General features: G+C 42.0%; 18 protein-coding genes. 12 read left to right on the top strand and 6 right to left on the bottom strand.

The features are described from left to right. Nucleotides 1–47: 47 nt before the first annotated feature. The gene (gene hflX, locus AC04NP_RS21660; RefSeq protein WP_482862040.1) at nt 48–1,202 is read right to left on the bottom strand and encodes a GTPase HflX; all 1,155 of its coding nucleotides are present in this window, start codon (nt 1,200–1,202) and stop codon (nt 48–50) included. Between the two features lie 74 nt (nt 1,203–1,276). Here hflX and AC04NP_RS21665 point away from each other — a divergent pair, with 74 nt between their 5' ends. The 10 genes from AC04NP_RS21665 (at nt 1,277) to AC04NP_RS21710 (ending at nt 11,948) form a co-directional block, all read left to right on the top strand. Then, nucleotides 1,277–2,389, top strand: coding sequence for a glycosyltransferase family 4 protein (locus AC04NP_RS21665; protein ID WP_482862041.1), 1,113 nt, complete (start codon nt 1,277–1,279; stop codon nt 2,387–2,389). A 26-nt stretch (nt 2,390–2,415) separates the two neighbouring features. Beyond that, nucleotides 2,416–2,958 (top strand): dTDP-4-dehydrorhamnose 3,5-epimerase, encoded by a 543-nt coding sequence (rfbC, locus tag AC04NP_RS21670; protein WP_482862042.1) that lies wholly within the window; start codon nt 2,416–2,418, stop codon nt 2,956–2,958. Nucleotides 2,959–2,974: 16 nt separating this feature from the next. Beyond that, on the top strand, nt 2,975–3,778 hold the full coding sequence (locus tag AC04NP_RS21675) for a polysaccharide biosynthesis/export family protein (RefSeq protein ID WP_482862043.1): 804 nt from the start codon (nt 2,975–2,977) through the stop codon (nt 3,776–3,778). A 1-nt stretch (nt 3,779) separates the two neighbouring features. After that, a complete protein-coding gene (locus AC04NP_RS21680) occupies nt 3,780–6,218 on the top strand; it encodes a GumC family protein (RefSeq protein ID WP_482862044.1) in 2,439 nt (812 codons plus the stop codon). After that, nucleotides 6,218–6,949: a tyrosine-protein phosphatase gene (locus tag AC04NP_RS21685; protein WP_482862045.1), complete on the top strand. Its 732-nt coding sequence runs from the start codon at nt 6,218–6,220 to the stop codon at nt 6,947–6,949. Before AC04NP_RS21680 ends, AC04NP_RS21685 begins: the two co-directional genes overlap by 1 nt. Then, nucleotides 6,950–7,924 carry an SDR family NAD(P)-dependent oxidoreductase gene (locus AC04NP_RS21690; RefSeq protein ID WP_482862046.1) on the top strand — a complete coding sequence of 325 codons (975 nt, stop codon included), beginning with the start codon at nt 6,950–6,952 and terminating at the stop codon, nt 7,922–7,924. A gap of 107 nt (nt 7,925–8,031) precedes the next feature. Beyond that, nucleotides 8,032–9,429, top strand: a complete 1,398-nt coding sequence (locus AC04NP_RS21695; protein ID WP_482862047.1) for a tetratricopeptide repeat protein — start codon at nt 8,032–8,034, stop codon at nt 9,427–9,429. A gap of 9 nt (nt 9,430–9,438) precedes the next feature. Continuing rightward, entirely contained in the window at nt 9,439–10,212 is a 774-nt protein-coding gene (locus AC04NP_RS21700) for a phosphosulfolactate synthase (protein ID WP_482862048.1), read from the top strand. A 12-nt stretch (nt 10,213–10,224) separates the two neighbouring features. Next, nucleotides 10,225–11,160: a polyprenyl-phosphate transporter gene (locus AC04NP_RS21705; protein ID WP_482862049.1), complete on the top strand. Its 936-nt coding sequence runs from the start codon at nt 10,225–10,227 to the stop codon at nt 11,158–11,160. A gap of 23 nt (nt 11,161–11,183) precedes the next feature. Continuing rightward, nucleotides 11,184–11,948 carry a shikimate dehydrogenase family protein gene (locus AC04NP_RS21710; protein WP_482862050.1) on the top strand — a complete coding sequence of 255 codons (765 nt, stop codon included), beginning with the start codon at nt 11,184–11,186 and terminating at the stop codon, nt 11,946–11,948. Between the two features lie 314 nt (nt 11,949–12,262). On the opposite strand, the gene AC04NP_RS21715 is transcribed toward AC04NP_RS21710, so the two are convergent. The 5 genes from AC04NP_RS21715 to AC04NP_RS21735 form a co-directional block, all read right to left on the bottom strand. Then, nucleotides 12,263–13,642, bottom strand: coding sequence for a RagB/SusD family nutrient uptake outer membrane protein (locus AC04NP_RS21715; RefSeq protein WP_482862051.1), 1,380 nt, complete (start codon nt 13,640–13,642; stop codon nt 12,263–12,265). Nucleotides 13,643–13,690: 48 nt separating this feature from the next. Beyond that, a complete protein-coding gene (locus AC04NP_RS21720) occupies nt 13,691–17,122 on the bottom strand; it encodes a SusC/RagA family TonB-linked outer membrane protein (RefSeq protein ID WP_482862052.1) in 3,432 nt (1,143 codons plus the stop codon). A gap of 200 nt (nt 17,123–17,322) precedes the next feature. Continuing rightward, on the bottom strand, nt 17,323–18,378 hold the full coding sequence (locus AC04NP_RS21725) for a FecR family protein (RefSeq protein WP_482862053.1): 1,056 nt from the start codon (nt 18,376–18,378) through the stop codon (nt 17,323–17,325). A gap of 150 nt (nt 18,379–18,528) precedes the next feature. Then, nucleotides 18,529–19,128 carry an RNA polymerase sigma factor gene (locus tag AC04NP_RS21730; protein ID WP_482862054.1) on the bottom strand — a complete coding sequence of 200 codons (600 nt, stop codon included), beginning with the start codon at nt 19,126–19,128 and terminating at the stop codon, nt 18,529–18,531. A gap of 146 nt (nt 19,129–19,274) precedes the next feature. Next, nucleotides 19,275–20,723, bottom strand: coding sequence for an amidohydrolase family protein (locus AC04NP_RS21735; protein WP_482862055.1), 1,449 nt, complete (start codon nt 20,721–20,723; stop codon nt 19,275–19,277). A gap of 110 nt (nt 20,724–20,833) precedes the next feature. Here AC04NP_RS21735 and uvrB point away from each other — a divergent pair, with 110 nt between their 5' ends. Together uvrB and AC04NP_RS21745 are read left to right on the top strand one after the other, a co-directional pair. After that, nucleotides 20,834–22,858: an excinuclease ABC subunit UvrB gene (uvrB, locus tag AC04NP_RS21740; RefSeq protein WP_482862056.1), complete on the top strand. Its 2,025-nt coding sequence runs from the start codon at nt 20,834–20,836 to the stop codon at nt 22,856–22,858. Nucleotides 22,859–22,920: 62 nt separating this feature from the next. Beyond that, the gene (locus AC04NP_RS21745; RefSeq protein ID WP_482862057.1) at nt 22,921–23,349 is read left to right on the top strand and encodes a hypothetical protein; all 429 of its coding nucleotides are present in this window, start codon (nt 22,921–22,923) and stop codon (nt 23,347–23,349) included. Nucleotides 23,350–23,394 lie beyond the last annotated feature (45 nt).

Here is a 23,394-nt window from a genome sequence, read left to right on the forward strand (position 1 = left end):
AGATCAACCCCGATAACAATAGCTATCACGATTTGTGTCGACTAAATTTACTGGAAATAATGGTTATTTTTCAGGAAATTCGGAAAAATAGTATAGTGTTTTTTTGAAACAAAATGAAAGATAACTTCCCGTAATTGTTCTATATTCTTCTTTTTGGTGGCAGAAATGAATACAGTCTCATGACTCCCCTTTCCCATAAATGTCGATGTCAACTCGGATTTCCCCTGATATTTATCGACTTTATTGAAAACCAGGATGGTAGGTTTTTCCGCGGCATTGATTTCCAGCAGGGTACTGTTGACAATATCGATTTGCTCTTCAAAAGATGGATGTGAAACGTCAACAACATGGATCAGCATATCAGCCTCCCTGATTTCATCGAGCGTGGATTTGAAACATTCTACCAACGCGTGGGGAAGTTTTCGAATGAATCCTACGGTGTCCGTAAGTAAAAATGGGATCTGATTGATCACTATTTTCCTGACCGTCGAATCAACTGTAGCAAAAAGCTTGTTTTCAGCAAAAACATCGGCTTTGGATAACAGTTGCATGATAGTCGACTTACCTACATTGGTATAACCGACCAAGGCCACACGTACCATTTTAGTCCTGGACTTTCGCTGGGTAGCACTTTGCTTATCAATTTTGTCCAGTTTTTTGCCAAGAAGGGCAATTTTGTCCCTGACAATCCTTCTATCGGTTTCCAGCTCTGTTTCTCCCGGCCCTTTCATGCCAATACCACCTTTTTGTTTGGAAAGGTGCGTCCACATGTTGGTAAGTCGTGGCAGCAGATATTGGTATTGTGCCAGTTCTACCTGGGTCTTGGCCTGCGCTGTTTTTGCCCTTAGCGAAAAGATATTGAGTATTAAAAGGCTTCTGTCAAGAATTTTTACCCCTAGCACCTTCTCCAGATTTCTTACCTGGGAAGGGCTTAAATCATCATCGAAGATGACCATATCCACCTCATTGGACTTTACACAGGCATTGATTTCTTCCAGCTTACCCTTACCGACAAAAGTTTTTACATCGGGCTTTTCAAACTTCTGGGTGAAAGTAGCCATGGTTTTGGCACCCGAAGTTTCGGCCAGAAAAGCCAGCTCGTCCAGATACTCCCTGGTCTGTTCGGCAGATTGCCGGTGATTGACCAAGGCTACCAGGACGGCAGTCTCCTGTTTCGGTATGGTTGAGTAAGTTTTTATCATTATCGAACTACAAAGTAAACGAAGATTTTTGGCTTTTGTAAATGTGTTGATATAATTATTACTTTTGAGGACTTATGAAGGTAGCGATTGTAATAAATACCTCGTGGAATATTTACAATTTTAGGCTGGGCCTGATCAGGGCGCTTATTGAAAATGGGCATAAGATAACAGCGGTGGCGCCGGAAGACGAATACAGCCGGTTATTGCTGGATAATGGTTGTGAATTTTTACCTGTGGCTATGGATAATCAGGGTGTTAATCCATTTAAAGATTTAAAGTTGATCTATGATTTGTGGCGTATTTACAGGCACATAAAACCAGACATCATTTTACAGTATACCATCAAGCCCAATATTTACGGATCCCTGGCTGCCGGCTTTTTAAGCATTCCCGTGATCAACAATGTCAGTGGCCTCGGCACCGTTTTTTTGAAAAATAATCTGCTTTCGGTTATATCCAAATTCCTTTACAGGGTGGCTTTTCGTTTTCCTGACAAAGTGTTTTTTCAAAATAAAGACGATGAGAAACTGTTTTTTAACCATAAACTGGTCAGGCGCGGAAGTACGGAGGTCATTCCCGGATCAGGGATTGACCTGCAGAAATTTGAGAAATCGCCGATGCCTTCCAGCGGGGAGTTTACCTTTTTGCTCATTTCCCGGATCATCCGTGACAAAGGTATTGGAGAGTTCATTGAAGCCGTTAAAATACTGAAATCGAAAAGTATTAACGCCAACTTCCAGATTTTGGGAGCCCGTGATCCGGATCATAAAAGGGGGATCCCTCTGGCAGAAGTGGATCAATGGATAGCGGATGGATGGATTGAATACCTGGGCACTGCAGTCGATGTACGACCCTATATTGCCCGGGCTCATTGTGTTTTGTTACCTTCTTATCGTGAAGGTACACCCAGAACTTTGCTTGAAGCTGCCAGTATGGGAAGGCCACTTATCGCAACGGATGTTCCCGGATGCAGAGAAGTAGTCAAAGACCGCTACAACGGATTGTTATGCAAAGTAAAAAACGCCACCGACCTCGCCGATAAAATGCAGGAAATGCTGGGCCTTGAAGAAGCCGCCAGATTAGAAATGGCCGATAACAGTCGTAAATTGGCCGAAGATTGCTTTGATGAACAAATTGTAATAAATAAATATTGTCAAACCATTAGAATTTTAGGCAAGAAATCATAATTTTCGCAAGTTTTAGGCACTACGGTATGAAATTTAAGCATTACGAAATAGACGGGATTATAGAAGTCATCCCCGATATTTTTGAAGATGATCGTGGCTTCTTTTTTGAGTCTTACCATGAGCAGAAATTCAGAGAGATAGGAATAAATGATAATTTCGTGCAATCTAACCAGTCGTTTTCCAACAAAGGGGTACTTAGAGGGCTACATTATCAGATGGAGCCTTATGCCCAGGCTAAGCTGGTTCGTGTGGTAAAGGGCAGCGCGCTTGACATTGCTGTAGATATTCGCAGAGACTCACCCACTTTTGGCCGGTATTGCCAATGTATACTGACAGAAACAGCACACAACATGTTATACATTCCCGGGGGATTTGCCCATGGGTTTTTGGCATTGGAAGATTGCATCTTTCAATATATGTGTTCAAACTTTTACAACAGATCGTCTGAAGGAGGTATACGATGGAACGATGAGACACTGGCCATTGATTGGAATATAGTTAATCCGATTGTTTCAGAAAAGGATCTTAAATTACAGACTTTCAAAGCCTTCACAAAAGATTATAAATAAATTCATATTTTTGGGGATGATTTCAAATCAAAGTAACAGCGCACCACTTAAATTATGGGTAGCATTTACGGGATTGTTGGTGATGCTGACCTCCTGTGGTTCTTATCGTCAAAACATCATGTTTAAGACAGAAAATGACATTATACCGGAGAATGTGGCAGCGGTGATATATGAAGCGGAAAAAAACTATATTATTCGGAAAAGCGATTTCATCACCATTGAAGTATTTACCAACGGGGGGGAAAGAATTATCGATCCGGACTTTGAATTGTTGAAAGAGGTAGGGTTTCAAAACAACCAGATGCTTAACAGGCCCAATCCCAATTATTTGATTCAGGAGGATGGCAATGTTAGATTACCAATGATCGGTATGGTGAAGCTGGAAGGCCTGAGCTTGCAAAATGCAGATCTTTTTCTGCAGGAGAAGTACGCAGAATTTTACGAGAACCCTTTCGTTATTACGAGATATGTTAACAAACGTGTCATTATATTAGGTGCCACAGAGGGACAGGTAATACCATTAGCCAATGAAAACACCAGCTTGCTGGAAGTGTTGGCGTTATCGGGTGGATTGGGCAATGATGCCAAAGCACAAAACATCAGGCTGATCCGGGGACCCCTGAATAACCCTCAGGTTTATAGGATTGACCTGTCCACTGTGGAAGGTATGACCAAAACCATTAAAAAGGTTTTACCAGGTGATATTATCTATGTGGAACCGGTAAGAAGGCCGTTGCCCGAATCTATCAGGGATTTGGCACCGGTCGTGAGCCTGATTACAAGTGGAGTGGCGCTGATTGTTGCCTTAAACAATTTGTAACTTGAATGAGAATTATCTAAATATTGACAACGGGGCAAGCTATGAATCGAGGGAAGATAATAACCCCCTGGGTAATATTGACATTGATAAAATATTAAGTGTCCTTAAGAAGAGCCTGCCATGGATCATCCTTATCATGGCTATTACCAATACGCTGGCTTATCTTTATATAAGATGGACTCCGGAGGTATATGAATCCGTATCAGAACTAAAGCTGGAAATTAAGAATGAAGCAAGCTTGTTTGGGTTTAACAATTTTCCCGAGCAGCAAAACCAAAATATCAACACGATCTCCGGTGAAATTGAATTAATCAGATCCAAGCTTTTTTTCGATAAAGTTATCGGTTTGCTGGACCTGGATATCAACTACTATTTTTACGGGAATATCCTGGTCAACGAAAGGTATAAAAGATCGCCCTTCAGGGTAGACTATAACCTCAAAAATACGTTGATCCTCGATAAAAAATTTGATCTGGAGATCATTGACAAGGAAAATTTTAATTTGATTTATTTCCTCGGCAATGAGGAAATCAACGAGTCATACCGGTTTGGGGAAAAGATTGAAACAGAGCATTTCATTTTTACCATTCATCTGACCCAGTATTTTATCGGGAATGAAAGCGAGGGTAAATACTACTTTACCATTAACAGCGACAGGGCTTTGATTAGTTACCTGTCGGAAAACCTGACCGTTGAACCCTTAAACCTCAATGCAAATACAATAAAAATCGCTTTCAAAGACAACAACAAGCTGAAGGCAAGAGATCTGGTAAATGCCATCGACACTATTTATTTAAACTACACGCAGGAGCAAAAGAATATAGCGAACAGGCGAAAGATTGATTTTCTGAATCAGCAAATTGAGGCAACCATTAAAAAGCTTGAGTCTTTTGAAGATTACTTTGAGAGTTTTACCATCGACAACAAGACAACTAATGTGCAGGGCGATATGGACAGGATTATTGAATTTATCAATGCCGTGGATTCCCAAAGATTTGTACTCGAGCAAAGAAGAGACAGAATTACAAATTTGCAGCAGTATATTTTAGCTGATTCTCTGATCAAAATAAGCCAGTTACCAATTTTAGAGATACCGGAGGAGTTAAAGAACAATATCGATGAATTGAACCAGCTAATTGTAGACAATCAACTGTTGCTGTCTTCCTACAAACAAAAAACACAGGCCTACCGGATTAAAAAACAAAGAATCGACTTTCTGAAAGGTGAGATTACCAATATGATGGAGGTTTACAGGAAAAATTATAATGATGAGCTCAACAGCCTTTACACCAGAAAGCTGGAGTTATTAAAGAATTTTGAAAGTCTGCCATCGAAAGGGACGGAATTCAATAAAAACAAAAGGGCATTTGACCTGGAAGAACAGGTATATCTTTCCCTACAGCAAAAGAAAACAGAGTTTGAAATTGCGGAGGCGGGCACCAAACCTGATTTTGTCATTCTGTCATCTGCCAGCTTGCCACATGAGCCTATTTATCCCAATACTTTGCTGGTGTATGCCATTGGGGCAGTGGCAGGGTTTATACTAAGCCTGTTGTTTATTGGGATAAAATATTTATTACATAACAAAGTTACCAGCCAGATAGAACTGGAAAGAATTTCACTGGCACCTATTCTTGGGGCTATTCCTTATCACAAGGATGCGGATTTACATCTTTCCAATCTGGTGATAGATAAAAACCCTAAATCAGGCATTACAGAGGCATTCCGTTCCATCAGGACAAATATGGAATTCTTAAGACCTAATCATAAAAACCGGGTGATCAGTGTTTCTTCTACCATTAGTAGTGAGGGGAAAACATTTATTTCTATCAACCTGGGGGCCATAATCGCCATGTCAAACCAAAAAGTGATTATTGTGGATATTGATTTAAGAAATCCAAATATTCACCATGCTTTTGATGAAGAAAACACCACACGTGGAGTAAGTACGATACTCATTAGCAAGAATTCCATAGAGGACTGCATCAGGAAGACAGCACTGGATAATCTGGACTTTCTGGCCGCAGGCCCTAAACCACCCAATCCTGCAGAGCTGATATTGAGCCCCGAATTTAACGAACTGGTAAACCAGCTAAAGGAAAAATACGATGTAGTTATACTGGATACGCCTCCTGTGGGACTGGTTACCGATGGTATCCTTGTGATGAAGAAAGTAGATTTGCCAATTTTTGTGGTGAGGGCCGATTACTCGAAAAAGTCCTTCATTTATAACATAAACAGGTTGGTGAGTGTAAACAATTTCAACAATCTTTCGTTAATTATTAATTCTATTAAATCATCCCGTTATCATGGTTATGGCTATGGTTACGGCTATGGTTATGGATACGGCTACAAACCAAACTATGGCTATTATGATGAGGATAGAAAGAAAAAGGTGAAAGTCTCCGGGTTTACGAATTTTTTCAGTAGGAATAATTAATGGTATTCAGGCTATTCAAAAAAAAAGTGGCGGCATCGGTTTTGCCTTTAAAGGTCGATGTACATTCACACCTTTTGCCAGGGATTGACGATGGTGTGGACACCTGGGAGGAGTCATTATACATTTTGGAGGAACTGATAAAAATAGGATACAACAAGGTAATAACTACGCCACATGTGATGTCTGACCATTATCCCAACACACCGGAGATAATACTGGGTAAACTTCATGAACTAAGGCACCTAATCAGGCAGCACGGCCTTCCGGTTGAAGTAGAGGCAGCGGCTGAGTACTATCTTGATGAGACTTTTCTGACCAACCTTGAAAATAACGGAAAGTTTTTAACTTTTGGCGACAACTATCTGCTTTTTGAAACTTCATTCATCAACAAACCGACTTTTTTGATAGAGGCTGTTTTCAAAATCAGCGCTCACGGATATAAGCCGGTACTGGCCCACCCGGAAAGATACATTTACATCCAGGAAAACATGAAAATACTGGAGGATTTATTGGAAAGGGATGTACTGATGCAATTGAACATTAACTCATTGACCGGCTATTATTCTAAAGCCGCCAAAAAGCTGGCAGAAAAACTGATAGATAATAATTACATTTCATTTTTGGGTAGCGATTGCCATAATGAAAGACACCTGGCTGTTATAAGGGAGGCATACAGCATGAAATATTTCAAAAAAGCCACCCAGTTGGATTTACGAAATTATACCCTTTAAATGGTTTTAGTAACAGGGGCCACCGGATTAATAGGCAGTTATATTTGTAAAGTTCTGATTGACCATGGTTTTAGTGTAAGGGCCATTTTTAGAAAATCGAGTGATTTTAAGCTGTTGTCCGGATTCAAGGAAAAAATTGATTGGACAGAAGCCGATATTTTAGATATTTTGAGGCTGGAAAAGGCTATGGAAGGTGTGGAGATCGTGATCCATGCTGCTGCCATGACCTCTTTTCACAAAAGGGATCATAAATCCATGTTCAAAATCAATGTAGAAGGAACCGCCAATGTCATTAATGCAGCCTCCCGGGCCGGAGTAAAACAAGTCATCCACATAAGTTCCGTGGCGGCACTGGGAAGAACCAAAAGTTCCAGTGTCATAGATGAAAACAATAAATGGGAAAATTCGTCATATAATACGGGATATGCTGTTTCAAAGTATCTGGCGGAATTGGAGGTTTGGAGAGGCCAGGAGGAAGGGTTGAACGTGGTGATTGTTAACCCCTCTGTGGTTTTGGGACCTGGGGATTGGGAAAAAAGCAGCACCAGAATTTTCAAGTATGTATGGGATGACAAGCGATTTTATACAAAAGGTTCCATGAATTACGTTGATGTAAGAGATATAGCTGAAGTGGTAAGAAGATTGATAGGGGCTGATATTTTGGGACAGAGATTTATTGTGAGTGCCGGCCATGTTAGTTACAAAGATATTTTTGCTTTTATCGCCAAAAGGTTTCAAAGAAAGGCGCCAAATATGGCAGTTAACAAGCCGCTGTTGAATCTGGTATTGCTATTTAGCCGGATCGGTTCACTTCTAACGGGAGGGAGGCCATTGATTAGCCGGGAATTGGCGAATATGGCCGGGTTGTCATTTTATTATGATAACACACAATTACAAAACACACTAAATTTTCACTTCAGGAGCCTGGAAGACACCCTGGACTGGACATGTCAGGTGCTGAAAGCCAGGAATTAGTGTGTTTGAATAAATTCATAATAACAAAATATATTACCTAATTCATTAATAATCTCAGGTAATTCTTTATCTTGTTAGGACATTATTGCTCAATTAAAATATAAGTAATGGCTGAGGATTTCAGGAAAAGAAAAGAGGAAAAGGATTTGATAAAAAAGTTCGAGGAGCAATTAAGAAATGGAGAAACTATATTCTTTGGTCTTGAGGCCTTCGAAGAAATAATTGATTACTATATTGAAACTGGTAAGTATCAACGGGCTTTAAAAGCTTGTGAGATTGCCGCCGTACAATACCCCTACTCTATAGAATTGGTCATCGACAGAGCCCAGGTTTTGTCAAATCTGGAGCGCTATGAAGAAGCTTTGGAAATACTTGAGAAAGCCGGCTATATGAACCCCAACGATACTGAAATCAACGCACTGAAAGGATCGATTCTTTGCCTTTGCGGGGAATATGACAGGGCTATAGAGATTTTTCAGATGGCATTGCCAATGTCTGAAGATAAAGATGAAATCTTTTACAACATTGGTATGGCCCACCAATCTGCCGGTCAGTTCAATCATGCGATCGAGGCGTACAAACAGGCCATTGAGGAAAACATTAACAATACGAACGCCCTTTATGAACTGGCCTTCTGCCTGGATGTAACAGGCGAGCTGGAAGACAGCTTGTCTTATTATCAGAAATTTATAGACAGCGATCCCTATTCAAGCTATGCCTGGTATAATCAGGGCATTGTGTTGAACAAGTTGAATAAATTTGAAGAAGCTGTCGAAGCGTATGAATACGCAATTCTGATCGATCAGGATTTTGCCTCGGCCTATTTCAACCTCGGTAATGCCTTCATGAATTTGAAAAAGTTCGATAAGGCCCTGGAGGCTTTTAAATCAACACTTAAATTAGAAGGCCCCAGCCCTGAGGTTTACGGCCATATCGGTGCATGTTATGAGAAATTACAACATTACGATCTGGGTATAAAATATTACCGTAAGTCCCTGAAGCTCGATCAGATGAACGATGAAGCCTGGTTCGGTATAGGTTGCTGTTTTGGAAAGCAGGATAAATGGTTTCAGGCCATCCATTTTTTCAACAAAGCTTTGAAGATAGATTCCGAAAACTATGTCTATTGGCAAAGTATCGCGGAAGCCGAATATCATGCCGGAAATATTGTCTCAAGCCTCGATGCTTATGAAGAGTCGTGCTTGCTAAATCCTTCGAATCTTGATATCTGGCTGAACTGGTCATTTATATACTATGAGCAGGGCGATTACACTAAGGCCATAGAATTGATTTTAAGTGGTATAGAGGAATTGCCGGAATCCTCAGAACTATATTACAGACTGACCGCCTACCTGATCTCAGCAGGTAAATACAAGGAAGCCTTTCATTATTTGGAAAATGCATTAATTTTGAATTTCGATAATCACAAAGTGTTGTTTGATTTTTTTCCTAGATTAGAAACTCAAAAGGCGCTTTTCAAAATAATTGACCAATATAGAAAATAACAACCCCGGATGAATTATTCGTTAAAGAATTTACCTGAAAGGACCCAAAAACCTAGGCAGACTGGATTTACTATGGCCATGGATAAAGGTTTGAGCCCCAGGGAGGTAGAAGATTTTATTGCTGTTAGTGGAGAATATGTGGATATTGTTAAACTGGGATGGGCCACGTCTTATGTCACCCCCAATTTAAAAGAAAAGATCAAAATATATAAAGAAGCCGGAATACCCACTTATCTCGGAGGAACCTTATTTGAAGCTTTTGTGGTACGTAATCAGTTTGATGATTACCGAAAAGTACTCGATAAATTCGGACTGACCTTTGCTGAAGTTTCAGACGGATCCATAGAACTCGATCATGATGTAAAATGCGATTTCATCAGCAAGTTATCGGAGCAGGTTACGGTTTTATCGGAAGTAGGATCCAAAGATGCGGAGAAGATCATTCCTCCGTACAAATGGATAAAGCTTATGCAGGAAGAGCTGGATGCGGGAGCCTGGAAAGTGATCGGAGAGGCCAGGGAAGGTGGAAATGTCGGACTGTTCAGGGCGACCGGGGAAGTGAGGTCAGGGCTGGTGGAAGAGATACTGACAAAAATTCCTTTTGAAAAGATCATCTGGGAAGCACCGCAAAAAGCTCAGCAAGTGTGGTTTATCAAATTACTGGGCACCAACGTTAATCTTGGCAATATTGCCCCCAACGAAATTATCCCCCTCGAAACCTTACGATTAGGTTTGAGAGGTGATACATTCGATTACTTTTTAAACCTTGAAAACATTAAGTGATATTGCTTATTGATGAATAGATTAAAAGATTACATCCTGTTGTTTTTGAAAGGAGTGGGTATGGGAGGGGCTGATGTGGTACCGGGTGTGTCCGGAGGTACCATTGCTTTCATAACCGGTATCTACGAAGAATTATTGAATAGTATTAAATCAATAGATCTTGAGGCGCTGAAGCTGCTGTTCGGCCTGAAAATAAAGGATTTTTGGGAAAAGGTGAATGGCTGGTTTTTGCTGACGCTTTTTGCAGGAATACTGATAAGTCTTTTGACCCTTTCAAAGCTGATAGGGTTTTGGTTGGCCAATTATCCGATTCAACTCTGGTCGTTTTTCTTTGGTCTGATCATTATTTCCAGCATCCTGGTGGCGAGAGAGATCAAAAAATGGAAGGCTGTTATGGTTTTGGCATTGGTTGTCGGTACAATCGTTGCTTTCCTGATCACCAAATTTTCACCTGCCGAAACGCCTGAAAGTGCCTGGTTTGTATTTATATCAGGTGCTATCGCTATTTGCGCCATGATTTTGCCCGGCATATCCGGAAGTTTCATTTTGTTGATTCTGGGAAAATATAGCTTTATCATTAACGCCCTCAATGAAAGAGACATACCGATTATCATCGTATTTGCCCTTGGCTGTGTTGTCGGATTATTGAGTTTTTCAAGGTTGTTGTCCTGGCTGCTGCAAAAGTTTCACCATCTTATGGTGGCATTTCTTTCAGGATTCATGATCGGTTCTCTGAATAAGATTTGGCCCTGGAAGGAAACCATTGAGACTTACGTTGACCGGCATGGGGATGTGAAACCGTTAGTCCAGGAGAATATTTGGCCGACTGATTATCAGGCGCTGGGCAATGAGCCGTTTGTCTTGCAGGCCATCCTATTCGGGGCGCTAGGTATTGGCCTGGTAGTGCTGATAGAGAAATTGGCACATTTAAGAAAAGCCTCCGTTTAACCACCCGTAAATACCTGATAGGAATGAAGCACTCCCGTACGTTTGGTTTGATTGGACGATCGCTGCAACACTCTTTTTCAAAAGGATATTTTACCCGGAAATTTGAAGAAGAACACATTACCGGATGCACATACCGACTTTTCGAATTGTCTGACATTAAAGAATTTGAAACATTGATAAAAACGGTTCCATTGGCAGGGCTCAATGTGACTATTCCCTACAAGGAACAGGTGATGACCTATCTGCATAAATTGGATATCAGTGCGGAAAAAGTTGGTGCTGTGAATGTGATCAGGTTTGAGAGCAATGGTCAGTTAACAGGTTTTAATTCTGATTATTACGGCTTTAAGACATCTTTAGAGAACTGGCTTCTTCATGGAAATAATGGAAATCAGCCGATAAGTGCATTAATTCTTGGAACAGGAGGAGCTAGCAAAGCAGTAAGCGTAGTATTAAAGGATCTGGAAATCCCCTATAAACTTGTTTCAAGGTCGGCGACTGAAAACACCATCACCTACAAGGATTTAAATCAAAATCCGGAGCTGGTCCGTGACACAGGGTTGATCATCAATACCACACCACTGGGTATGTATCCTCAGGTAGACCAGTACCCTGATTTACCCTACAACGTTGTGGGTAAAAATCATTTTTTTTACGATCTGGTCTATAACCCTGAGACAACTTTGTTTATGGAAAAAGGCTTTTCAAGAGGGTCCAGTGTGAAGAACGGACTGGATATGCTTCACCTGCAGGCTGAAAAATCATGGGAGATTTGGAGTCAGGAATAGGCCCGGGGTGATCCGGTTCTATTGGTTTTTGAAGCAAATAGTATGTCAGGCCAATAAATTTCAAGAAAAACTTTACAATTTAATATTCAAAATAAAAACGAGGCTGTCTCAAAAGTGAGATGGCCTTTTTTAACACCAAATATCCTTTTGTTGGATACAGGTTGAATGGGTTTTTTTCTCAAGATATGAGTAAAACACCCTTTGTTTTCTATCGATTCTCAGTGAGATTTTAACCAAGCAAAATAATATTTGGAAAAAAATCAGAGGCTGCCCTTTTGAGACAGCCTCATTTTTGTATTCAAAGGCCCCAATTTTTAATAGCCGTTGTTTTGGGAAAGTACCGACGGGTCATTTACATTGTCAATCTCACGTTGAGGAATAGGAAATACCACATGTCGAGGCGCTACGTTAAATCCTTTGCTATTCATGACATCCATAAACCTGCCGGTTCTTACCAGATCGAACCATCTGTGCCCTTCACCAGCCAGTTCTACCCGTCGTTCATGCGCTATGGCCAGGCGAAAAGCTTCCTGGTCCGGAACTTCCGCAGCCGTTAAGGCAGCAAGTCCCGCCCTGTTTCTTACGCGGTTCAGCAAATCAAATGCCTCGCCATCCGGTACATAACCCTCCTCATTTAACGCCTCTGACAACATCAGCAAGACGTCTGCGTAACGTATAACAGGCCAATCGCTTTCCCCCTGCCCCGGAGGGGCAAAATCATATTTAACCAGCATAGTATCCACTGTGGATAATGTGGCATCAAAGGTAACATCACGTCTCAAGTCACCTGCCTCATAATCCATGTACATATCTGAAGTGGCCTTGTTATCAGGTTCATTCAAATTGGCGAAAGAGAAGCCGAAGTTATTTCCATTCAGACCGTCATCTGTCCATCTTACAGCAAAAATGATCTCCGCATTGTATTCGTTGGTGATATCGAATACATCACCGTAATTGGGCAGCAGATCAACCAGCGAAGGACTTTGCGCAGTTACTTTGCGCAGCTCGGTTACTGCCAGGGAAAAATCACCTCTTGTCAAATGGACCCTTCCCAGTAAGGCGTTGGTGGCAATACTGGTTGCTCGGCCTATGTCGTCGCTGTAAGAGTCCGGCAATAGTGACGCCGCGGTGGTCAGGTCTGTAATGATTTGCGAGTAAATTTCATTGGCATCACTTTGCCCTGTTTCTGATGCCATCCCTGGCGACAATTCAGAGACCACCAGTGGAACATTACCATAGATACGCACCAGATTGAAGTACATTAAACCCCTTAGAAACAAGGCTTCCCCTTTCACCCGGTTTTTAAAACCTTCGCTAACAGGAGCTTCATCGATTCTCATCAGTATACTATTGGACCGGGCTATGCCGTTATAAGTCCCTTCCCAGGTGGATTGAATGCGTGAATTCGCCGAATTCAGAGAAAATCCGTCAAAATCCGTCCTGGTGGTTACCGATCCTGATAAAACAGGCTGTGTATTATCTGATCGTATATCACCAAATAGCCCTATATCGCCAAATTGCCCTCCTCCTCTCAGGGAGCCATAAACCGCATTAATGGCGGCCGTATAATCATTTTCGGTTACGTAAAAACTGCTTTGACCCAATTGTGAAATGGGATCCAGGTCCAGGTTGTCGTCACATGCCGGGAAGGTTAACGATAGCCAGGTAAGCATATAGATCTTAATATTTTTCATAGTTTTAAATTGCTGTTTTTTATCAAACATAATCATGCTGAATGATCATCAGAAACCCACTTTTACGCCAATGGTGAACCTTCTTGACAGGGGATATGAGCCATAGTCTTCTCCGGGGCTCAGAGGATCACCGCCTTCCAGGCTGACTTCCGGATTATAGCCGGTGTAGTCGGTGAAATAAGCCAGGTTGGAGACTGCGCCATAAAGTCGTAGTGACGAAAAAGGTGAATTTTGGATTAATTCCCAGGAGAAATTATACCCAAGGGTGACATTTTGTATTCTAATGAAAGATCCGTCTTCCAACCACCGCGTTGACTCTATATTATTGTTGCCACTGGCCACCCGGTTTGCCCTGGGTGTGACCCCATCGCCGGGCTGATCTGCCGATCTCCATCTGTTAAGCACACTGGCCACCTGGTTTTGATTACCATCAAGATTTCTTATAAACCTCCCGGCTATATTAAAAACCTCATTTCCCTGCACACCATCGGCTACAATGGTAAGATCAAAATTTTTGTAGGAAAAGGTATTGGTCATGCCCCAAATAAAGTCAGGTTGATTACTACCGACAACAGCTCTGTCATCTAAGGTAATTTCTCCGTCACCATTGACATCCCTGTATTTGACATCACCTGGCCAGGTTCCACGTGAGATATTCCAGGTTGGGCTGTTATCAATTTCCTCCTGGGTTTGAAAAATACCATCCTGGATTAACAGGTAGAAGGCTGCCAATTCACCACCAATCTGAGTGAGGTGTGTGCCACCCCTGACCGCTCCGGTAATTAGAGGGTCTCCCTCAGGCCCAAGTCTTAAAACTTCATTGTGATTAAAGAAAATATTGAAGTTGGTGGACCATTGAAAGTCTCCAACGAAATTCCGGGTGTTGAGGGCAAATTCCCAACCCCTGTTTCTCACTTCTCCCAGATTTTGTAAGGCTGTAGTAAATCCGGTGACGGTGGGTATGGGAACATTGAGTAGTAAATCTTCGGTGTTACTGTTGTAATAATCTGCTACCAGAAAAATCCGATCTTCAAACAAGCTCAGTTCAATACCTATATCGAGTTGTCTGGTGGTTTCCCAGGTCAGGTCCGGGTTGGCAATGGTAGAAGGATTAAAACCGCTTACACTGGACCCATTGCCACTTCCAAATACATAGTTTGAGGGTTCTAATAAGCCGATTGCAGCGTAGTTGCCAATACGATTATTACCGCTCACCCCATAACTTGCACGCAACTTCAATTCACTGACCTGGGCAATACCTTGCATAAAAGGCTCATCGGAAATAGCCCAGCCAGCCGAAACCGAAGGGAAAGTGCCAAATCTGTCATTTTCGCCGAATCGTGAAGAACCGTCACTTCTCAGGGTGGCAGTCAGGAAGTATTTGTTCCGGAAGTTGTAGTTTATCCTTCCAATGAATGAAACCAATGCCCACTCTTCTATGGTGGTGGTAGCATCAGTAATCAAGTTGTTTTCAAAGTTTAGGGTACGCACCAGTTCGTTGGAAAATCCCCTGCCGCTGATCTCATCTTCTTCTTCTCTATATTCCTGGTAAGTAAATCCTCCCAGGGCTGTGAAGTTGTGATCCCCAAATCCCTTCGTGTAAGTTAAAGTATTTTCTGATAACCAGCTTCTTTGTGACAAATTACGGGCCTCAGCTTCTGTATCGACCTGAAATCGCCGGATGTCGGCAGGGTTAAAAACATCTCGTCTAAAATAATTAAGATCGGTACCAATGCTGGTTTTAAAAGTTAATCCCTCCACCAGGTCAAACGCTGCAAAGCCATTCGCTATCGTCCTGAATTGTGTACTAACGGCATCAAATCTATTGGCAGTCCTCACCGGATTGGGCACCCCGCAACAGATATAATTCGGCTGTGAGTTGACAAATTCCTCCTGGTCTTCGTCAGGTCTTAGGAAACCAAACCCTATAAGGCTTTGGTTAATTACCGCATTGCCGGCCCAATGCCCTTCCGCATTAACTTCGTCATTGATAGCATAGGTTGGTGTAAAACTTAATCCTAATCTCACCTTATCTGTTAGTTTTGCATCGAGGTTGGTCCGGAATGAAAATCTTTCAAAGCCTGAGGCAATGACTACACCTTCTTCGTTCAGGTATCCTCCTGAGATAAAATATTTTAAATTTTCACTTCCGCCCGAGGTTGAAAGCTGGTAATTCTGAACGGTAGCTTGTCTGAAAATTTGGTCCTGCCAGTCTGTATTAATGCCCTTGTACTGGCTTTCATTTTGCAGAAAATCAGGTGGTGGAAGTCCCGGCTCATTGGTAGCGGCTGCATTGGCATAAGCTTCGCGGATCAGGTCGAAAAAATCATCCCCATTCATAAGATCCACTTTGTTAATAACACTTTGTGTGCCGAAAGATACATCGAAATTGATCTTTGCTTTGCCTTGCTCCCCTCTTTTGGTGGTAATAATTACTACCCCATTCGAACCCCTGGAACCGTAAATAGAGGCGGCAGCGGCATCTTTCAGTACTTCGATCGATTCGATATCGTCCGGGTTAATAGAGGAAAGTGGATTAATCCCCTGGTCGGAAGCACCTACATTTGTATTTTCGACAGGAAAACCATCGATCACATATAAAGGCTCATTGTCTGCATTGATAGAGCCAGTGCCTCTGACACGGATGGTGATATTGCCGCCAGGGGCGCCTGTGGTTTGCTGCACCCGTACCCCGGCAACTTTACCCGTTAATGCCCGGCTGAATCCGTCTACAGACACTTCGCCCAACTCCTTGGACGATATGGAGGAAATAGATCCTGTTACCTCTCTTTTTGTTTGTGTGCCATAACCAATCACTACCACTTCAGAAAGTTGGGAGATATCCGGCGAAAGGATAACATCAATAGTAGTCCGGCCTTCAATATCTATTTCCTCAGTCAAATAACCTACAAAAGAAAATACCAAAGTTGTGGCATTATCCGGGACACTGAGTTTATAGAGACCTTCCGAATCGGTAACCGTGCCAATGTCACTCCCTTTTACCAACACACTCGCCCCGGGTAGACCTTCACCATTTTCATCTGTTACTTTCCCGGAAATATCAACTTCGAGAACTTCCTGAACCATGCCGGCCGGCAGATTTTTGCTGTCCTCTATTTTTTTTACATAGATTTTATCATTTATCCGTTTAAAAACGAGTTTTTTGGCTTTTGAAATATCTCTTAATATATCTCCCAGGGACCTTCTCGTACCCATCATCTCTATGTGTCCTTCCAGGATTGTGGAATTGTGCAGATAAACAAATTTCAAGGAGGTGGATTGCTCTAACAAATTGAAGGCTTCCTTGATTTTAAACTTACCCGGAGCTATCGACACATAGATTTTATCAATACTGATATGCTGGCTCTTACTGATATCCGGACTGGCAAGAAGCACACAGGTAAGTGAACATTGCAAAAACACACCAAGGAAAGAATATCTCACCACCTTCAGAAGTTGATGTTGTAACTTTTTTTTCATATTTTAAAATGATTTAATATTTAATTATTATTTCAAATTTTGCCCTGGGATGATGAGCACCGTCAAGTATTTCATACATCTCAGGGCGCTTTTGTTGCGTATCTTAACTACTATCTATGTTCATAATTTTTTATTTGTGTTTAATTAAAATTTTTAAGTTTTCACTATTTCATGATGTATGGCAGCCTATCCGGTTGATGTTAAGACTTAAACCTGATAACTACCTGTTTTTCATTTATTTCAAAATCGAAATTGTAGGTAAAGCTTAACCCATGGAGTATTCTGCTCAAGGGGTCATTATGATAGGTCGTATTGATAAGGATGTCAGAATTTGCCTTTCCCACCACTTTAAACTCTACTCCATACCAGCTTTCCAACCTATTCATTATTCCTTCAAATCCTTCATTTTCAAAGACCAGGATACCATCTTTCCAGCCAATCACCTTTTCATAATCAAAATCTGATTTATGCCAAGCGGGGTTGTTAGCATGAATATTAACCATCTCGTCCTTTTTCAGTGCAATGGTGTGGTTACCGTCCCTGTCTTTGACCAATACATGGCCGGATGTTACCGCTATTGAAGCCACGCTGTCTGAAAAAGATTTTACATTAAATGAAGTTCCCAGCACCGAGGTTTCAATGTTTCCTGTCACCACAATGAAAGGTTTTCGATCATTCTTTTCTACCTCAAAATAGGCCTCCCCAACAAGAAATATTTTACGTTCTAAAAGATTAAAATTGCCGGAGTATCGAAGGCCGGATAATGAATTGAGTTTTACCTTTGAACCATCGGGTAAGGAGATGGTTACTTTTTCGCCGGCGTTGGTTTTCTTTTCATTCCAACTGATCAAAGTATTTTTTAAGGTTTCGGTTGTTGTCTCATTTTTCACAAAAAACCACAGGGTGATCCCAACGGAAACCAATAAGGCTATTGTGGCTGCAATTCGTCTGAGCTGAAAAACCCGGGGGATTTTTTTGTGGGCTTCCGCTTGATTGAGAGATGGTCTGTTTGTGTAAGCCGGGGGGTTTAATTTTGTGTAGATCCGGTTCCAAATCCGGGCCTCTTCATTTTCCATTTTCCGGGCATAAGATAAATGCTGGTCTTCCAGAAGTTCATCGATCAATTGATCCAGTCTGTGTTTATTTCTCTCATCCATAATCCACTCGTGTAGTAAAGCTAACTCCCGGGCGGAATGGGTGCCTTTTAAATACTTTAGAACTATATTTTTTATTTGCTTGCGGTCATTGGTTTTCATGCTCAGCGATTGAAAATTTGTTGTGTATCTTCCTTTTCCCTTTTTATTATAGTACAAAAGGAACAGAACCCAGATAACCTTTATCACAAAATTTTATGAAACAAGTATAAAAAGGATGGTTTTATTAATACCCTTTCAACAAAGGGGTCATTAATCTAAAAAAATACTAATTAGTAAGAGCGCCAGCGCCAGGGAAACGTCAAGATCAGCGTTAATTTTCAGATAGTTTTTGATAAAGCTATTGGCAAGTCTTAATTGCTTTTCTACCATTGTGATGGAGATGCCCATCTCTACTGCAATCTGGTGTTTCGTAAAACCCTGATTTCTTTTCAAATCAAATACCAGTTTTCTTTTAGGAGGCAATTTGTCGATAGCCTCCTCCACAAATTTCGATAGTTCGTTGAATTCAACCAGCTCTTCAGTGGCTGAACTACTTGGATGGGTCCTATCCACCATTGCATCACTGGCTTGCCTGACACCGGAGCGTACTATGTTTACCAGTGAATTTTTGGCGATGCGGAACAGATAGGGTTTATAATCGGCGTTTTGGTCTAAATAATCTTTTTTGTTCCAGAATAGCATAAAAATATCCTGGACAGCATCTTCTGCATCCTCTTTGGATTTCAAAAAAGAAAAAGCGATAATAAAAATGTTTTTCCAGTGTCGCGAATAGACTTCCTTTAAAGCATTTAAATCACCTTCCTTCAGCCTGGAAGTAATTCTTATATTTGTTTCAATGCCATTATTCATTTTCGCAACCGGACGGTCCCAGACATACGAAAATTATTAAAATAGTCATTAAAAACAAATGATTCGATCATCATTTCATCCCGATGGCCTATTTGTTGGCTTTCAGACTTGTAAATACTTTCCGGAGGGGTTTGGGCTTTCGCTTTTCATTCGCGGGCAGCGCTGATTACCTGCAATCTTTTGTCAATATCTTCCCGGCTCAACCATTTTCCCCGCACCATTACCCCATGGTTGTTTTTGATATGTCGTAAATCTTCCAATGGATTATCATTCAAAATTACAAGGTCAGCGGCTGCGCCAATCCGGATGGTTCCGAAGTCCTTTTCCATGCCGAAAAACCTGGCAGGATTACCGGTGCCCATAACCAGCACCTGGGAGTTGGTCAGACCGGCATCCCGCATTGCCTGCAGTTCATGGTGAATGGAGAATCCAGGCACGTTGAATACCTGGGGTGAATCAGCACCTAACAAAAGACCTACCCCTTCATCATGCAGTGCTTTGATAATATTTCTTCGTATATCAATAAACAGTGAAACCGTTTTTTCATCCGGTTTATACAGCCGGTCGAAATTTTTTTTGGATGTCACCCATTGGCCCAGGGTATTTTTATGCATGAACTCCATACCCTCTTCTTTGATGATCTCATTGGGATTGACGATACCTACCCACCGTTCCAGGAGGCGCTGTGTTGGCACTACCCATACACCCGACGCTTTGGTGGCTTTTGCAAGCGCCTTAATTTTATCTTGATCGGCCAATGTCGTAAAATTCACGCCAAAGAAGCCATTTTCATGGGCTGCAACCCCGGCGGAGGCTGGCACGAGTCCTTCCAGATATCCATCAACGTGATCAATGGAGGCATACTTTGCTTCAATCGCCCGCCTGATACCGACATCTACCAAAACATGGCCCGAATACGGGATACCTACCTCATTGGCTGTCTTCACAATCTGATCAAAGTTCTCTCTGGTCAGGCCGGGGTGCAATTTCAGAAAATCATAGCCGGCCTTTTTCTGTGCCCTCACTTTTTGCTCTGCCTCTTCGGTGCTTTTAACACTATTGCCATTTAACGAAGGGCCCGAAGTGAAAATTCTCGGTCCGAGGATTTCTTCTTTGTTTACCATTTCCCGCAACTCCAGATGATAAGGCTGACCCAGCATACCCCTGATCGTCGTTACACCATTGGCCAGGTACAGGAATAATGTTTCTTTAACCAGTGAAAGGCCGTTATCGATACCGGGAATATGTGCATGCATTTCAGCCAGCCCGGGCATCATGAATTTATCACTCGCATTGATAACCCGGACCCTGCGTTCAAATTTCAGTTCGCCGACCCCTCCAATCGCCTTAATCTTTCCATTTTCAACCAATACATTTTGATGGGGAATGATCCTGTTTGCATCGGCATCCACAACGTTAACATCATAAAAACCAGTCACCAGACGTGATTGAGCAGCGGCTTCCTTCACAGGGTTTAACAGACCTGCAACCCAGGGAAAGATGAGCAGAAATAATACAGGTTTTAGGCAGTAAAGATTCATGGCCAGGTTACAATTTTTGGTGATTAATGGTAAATTAGCAATCATCTTTTTCATTATCCAATAATTTTTAATAGTCGGTCAAATAATTTCTTCAGATGAGAGGTGATTATTTTAACGACTTATAGCTTTAGCCGGGTAAAAAACCAGATAATATTTTTGAAACAATGCAGTTTAACTTAATCTCAAAATATCAACCTACAGGCGATCAGCCGGAGGCCATAAAACAACTGGTTGCGGGTGTAAACGGCCATGAGCCAGGACAGACCCTGCTGGGGGCCACAGGTACCGGAAAAACTTTCACCATCGCCAACGTTATCGCCCGGGTAGAGCGCCCTACCCTGGTGTTAAGCCACAATAAAACGCTGGCAGCCCAGCTTTACGGTGAATTCAAGCAGTTCTTTCCGGACAATGCGGTCGAATATTTTATCTCCTACTACGACTACTATCAGCCGGAGGCCTTTTTGCCCAATACCAACCTGTATATCGAAAAGGATCTTTCTATCAATGAGGAAATTGAAAAACTTCGTCTCCGGGCTACCTCTTCTCTGCTTTCGGGGCGAAGGGATATTGTGGTAGTGGCTTCGGTATCCTGTATTTATGGTATTGGCAATCCGGAAGAATTTGGCAAAAATGTGATAAGCTTGAAGGTAGGCGATGTGGTTTCGCGGAATCAACTGCTTTTTAAGTTTGTCGATATCTTATACAGCCGTACCGACGCTGATTTTAAACGTGGAAACTTCAGGGTAAAAGGCGATACCGTAGACATTTATTTGGCTTATGCCGATTACGCCTACAGGATATACTTCTGGGGGGATGAAATTGAGAATATTCAAATCATAGAGCCTAAATCAGGTAAGAAAATTACCGAAGAACCAAGTGTCAATATTTATCCTGCCAATCTTTTTGTGACCGGAAAGGATGTTATACAAAAGGTGATCGAAGAAATTCAGGATGACCTGGTTTTACAGGTACAACATTTTGAAAATGAAAGAAGGTTTCTGGAGGCAAAAAGGGTCAAGGAACGTACGGAATTTGATCTGGAGATGATCAGGGAGTTGGGATATTGCAGCGGCGTTGAAAATTACTCCCGCTATTTTGACCGCAGAAATGCCGGGGCAAGACCCTTTTGTTTGTTGGACTATTTTCCGGATGATTATCTGATGGTCATTGATGAAAGTCACGTCACAGTTCCCCAGGTACGAGCCATGTGGGGTGGGGACAGGGCAAGAAAGGTAAATCTGGTGGACTATGGATTCAGGCTCCCCTCTGCTATGGATAACCGGCCGCTGACATTCAATGAATTTGAGGATTTGACCAATCAGGTAATCTACGTAAGCGCCACCCCGGGCGATTATGAGCTAAGAAAATCGGATGGGGTGGTCGTAGAACAAATCATCAGGCCCACCGGCCTGCTGGATCCTGAAATTGATGTCAGGCCGAGTGCCAATCAGATCGATGACTTACTGGAAGAAATCGATGTACGCATACAAAGACATGAAAGGGTATTGGTGACTACCTTAACAAAGCGCATGGCAGAGGAGCTGGCAAAATTCCTCACCAGGGCTAATGTCAAATGTCGTTATATACATTCTGAGGTAAAGGTACTGGACCGGGTTGAAATTTTAAGGGAATTAAGACTCGGCGTTTTTGATGTACTGGTAGGTGTCAATTTATTGCGTGAGGGACTGGATTTGCCCGAGGTTTCTCTGGTGGCCATCCTCGATGCAGATAAGGAAGGGTTTTTGCGAAATGTAAAATCCATGATCCAGACCATAGGTCGCGCCGCCAGAAACGCCAATGGAAAGGTCATCATGTATGCAGACACTATCACTGGCTCTATGCAAACGGCCATCGATGAAACCACACGTCGAAGGGCCAGGCAGGTACTTTACAATGAGGAGCATGGTATTGTTCCGGAGACGGTCAAGAAATCAAAAGAAGCTATTATGGAACAAACCAAGGTGGCCAACTCTAAGAAGACTGCCAAACAATATTATGTGGAGGATGACCAACCATCTGTAGCCGCAGACCCGGTGGTCGCTTATATGGATATGGAAGGCCTGGAAAAGATGATCCGTCAAACACAGAAAGACATGGAAAACGCCGCCAAAGAACTGGATTTTATCGAAGCCGCCCGGCTGAGGGATGAATTATTCGATCTTCAGAAACTGATGAAAGAAAAGTCTTAAGATTAAACAAATAATCATCTGCCGATCCGCTAATTTTGGCCATATAATCAAAACATATATCTATGATCATTAGAAAACTTATTTTTCTTGCAATATTTTTTTGCATTTGTCAACAAGGCCTGGCACAAAGCAAAGGCAATTTTTTACTTGGTGTGGGCATGGATCTGTACAGGACAGATAACTCAGGTTTTGCTGAAAGGTCCCAAATTGGTCTGGAAGGTAATTACTTTTTTACTTCGAAGTTTTCGGGGACTATCGGGCTGGATTTTTGGTCGGGCCGGGAAACTTTTTTTGTGTTAGGAGGCAGATTTTATCCGATTGATCCGGTTTTTATTAAAATGAAAGGCCTTATCGGTGATAACAGCGATGTGACTTTGGGCATGGGTTATCAACGTGGAATAGGAGGAAATTTTAGTTTTGAAGGAGGAATGGACTTTTATTTCGATCCTGGAGAACTGGGCATCAGATTAGGCCTGGCGTATCTGTTTTAATTCTTAAAAGACAAAAAGCTGCAAGGTAAATAAACAGATTACCGT

This window comes from Agaribacillus sp. DX54, assembly GCF_056858335.1.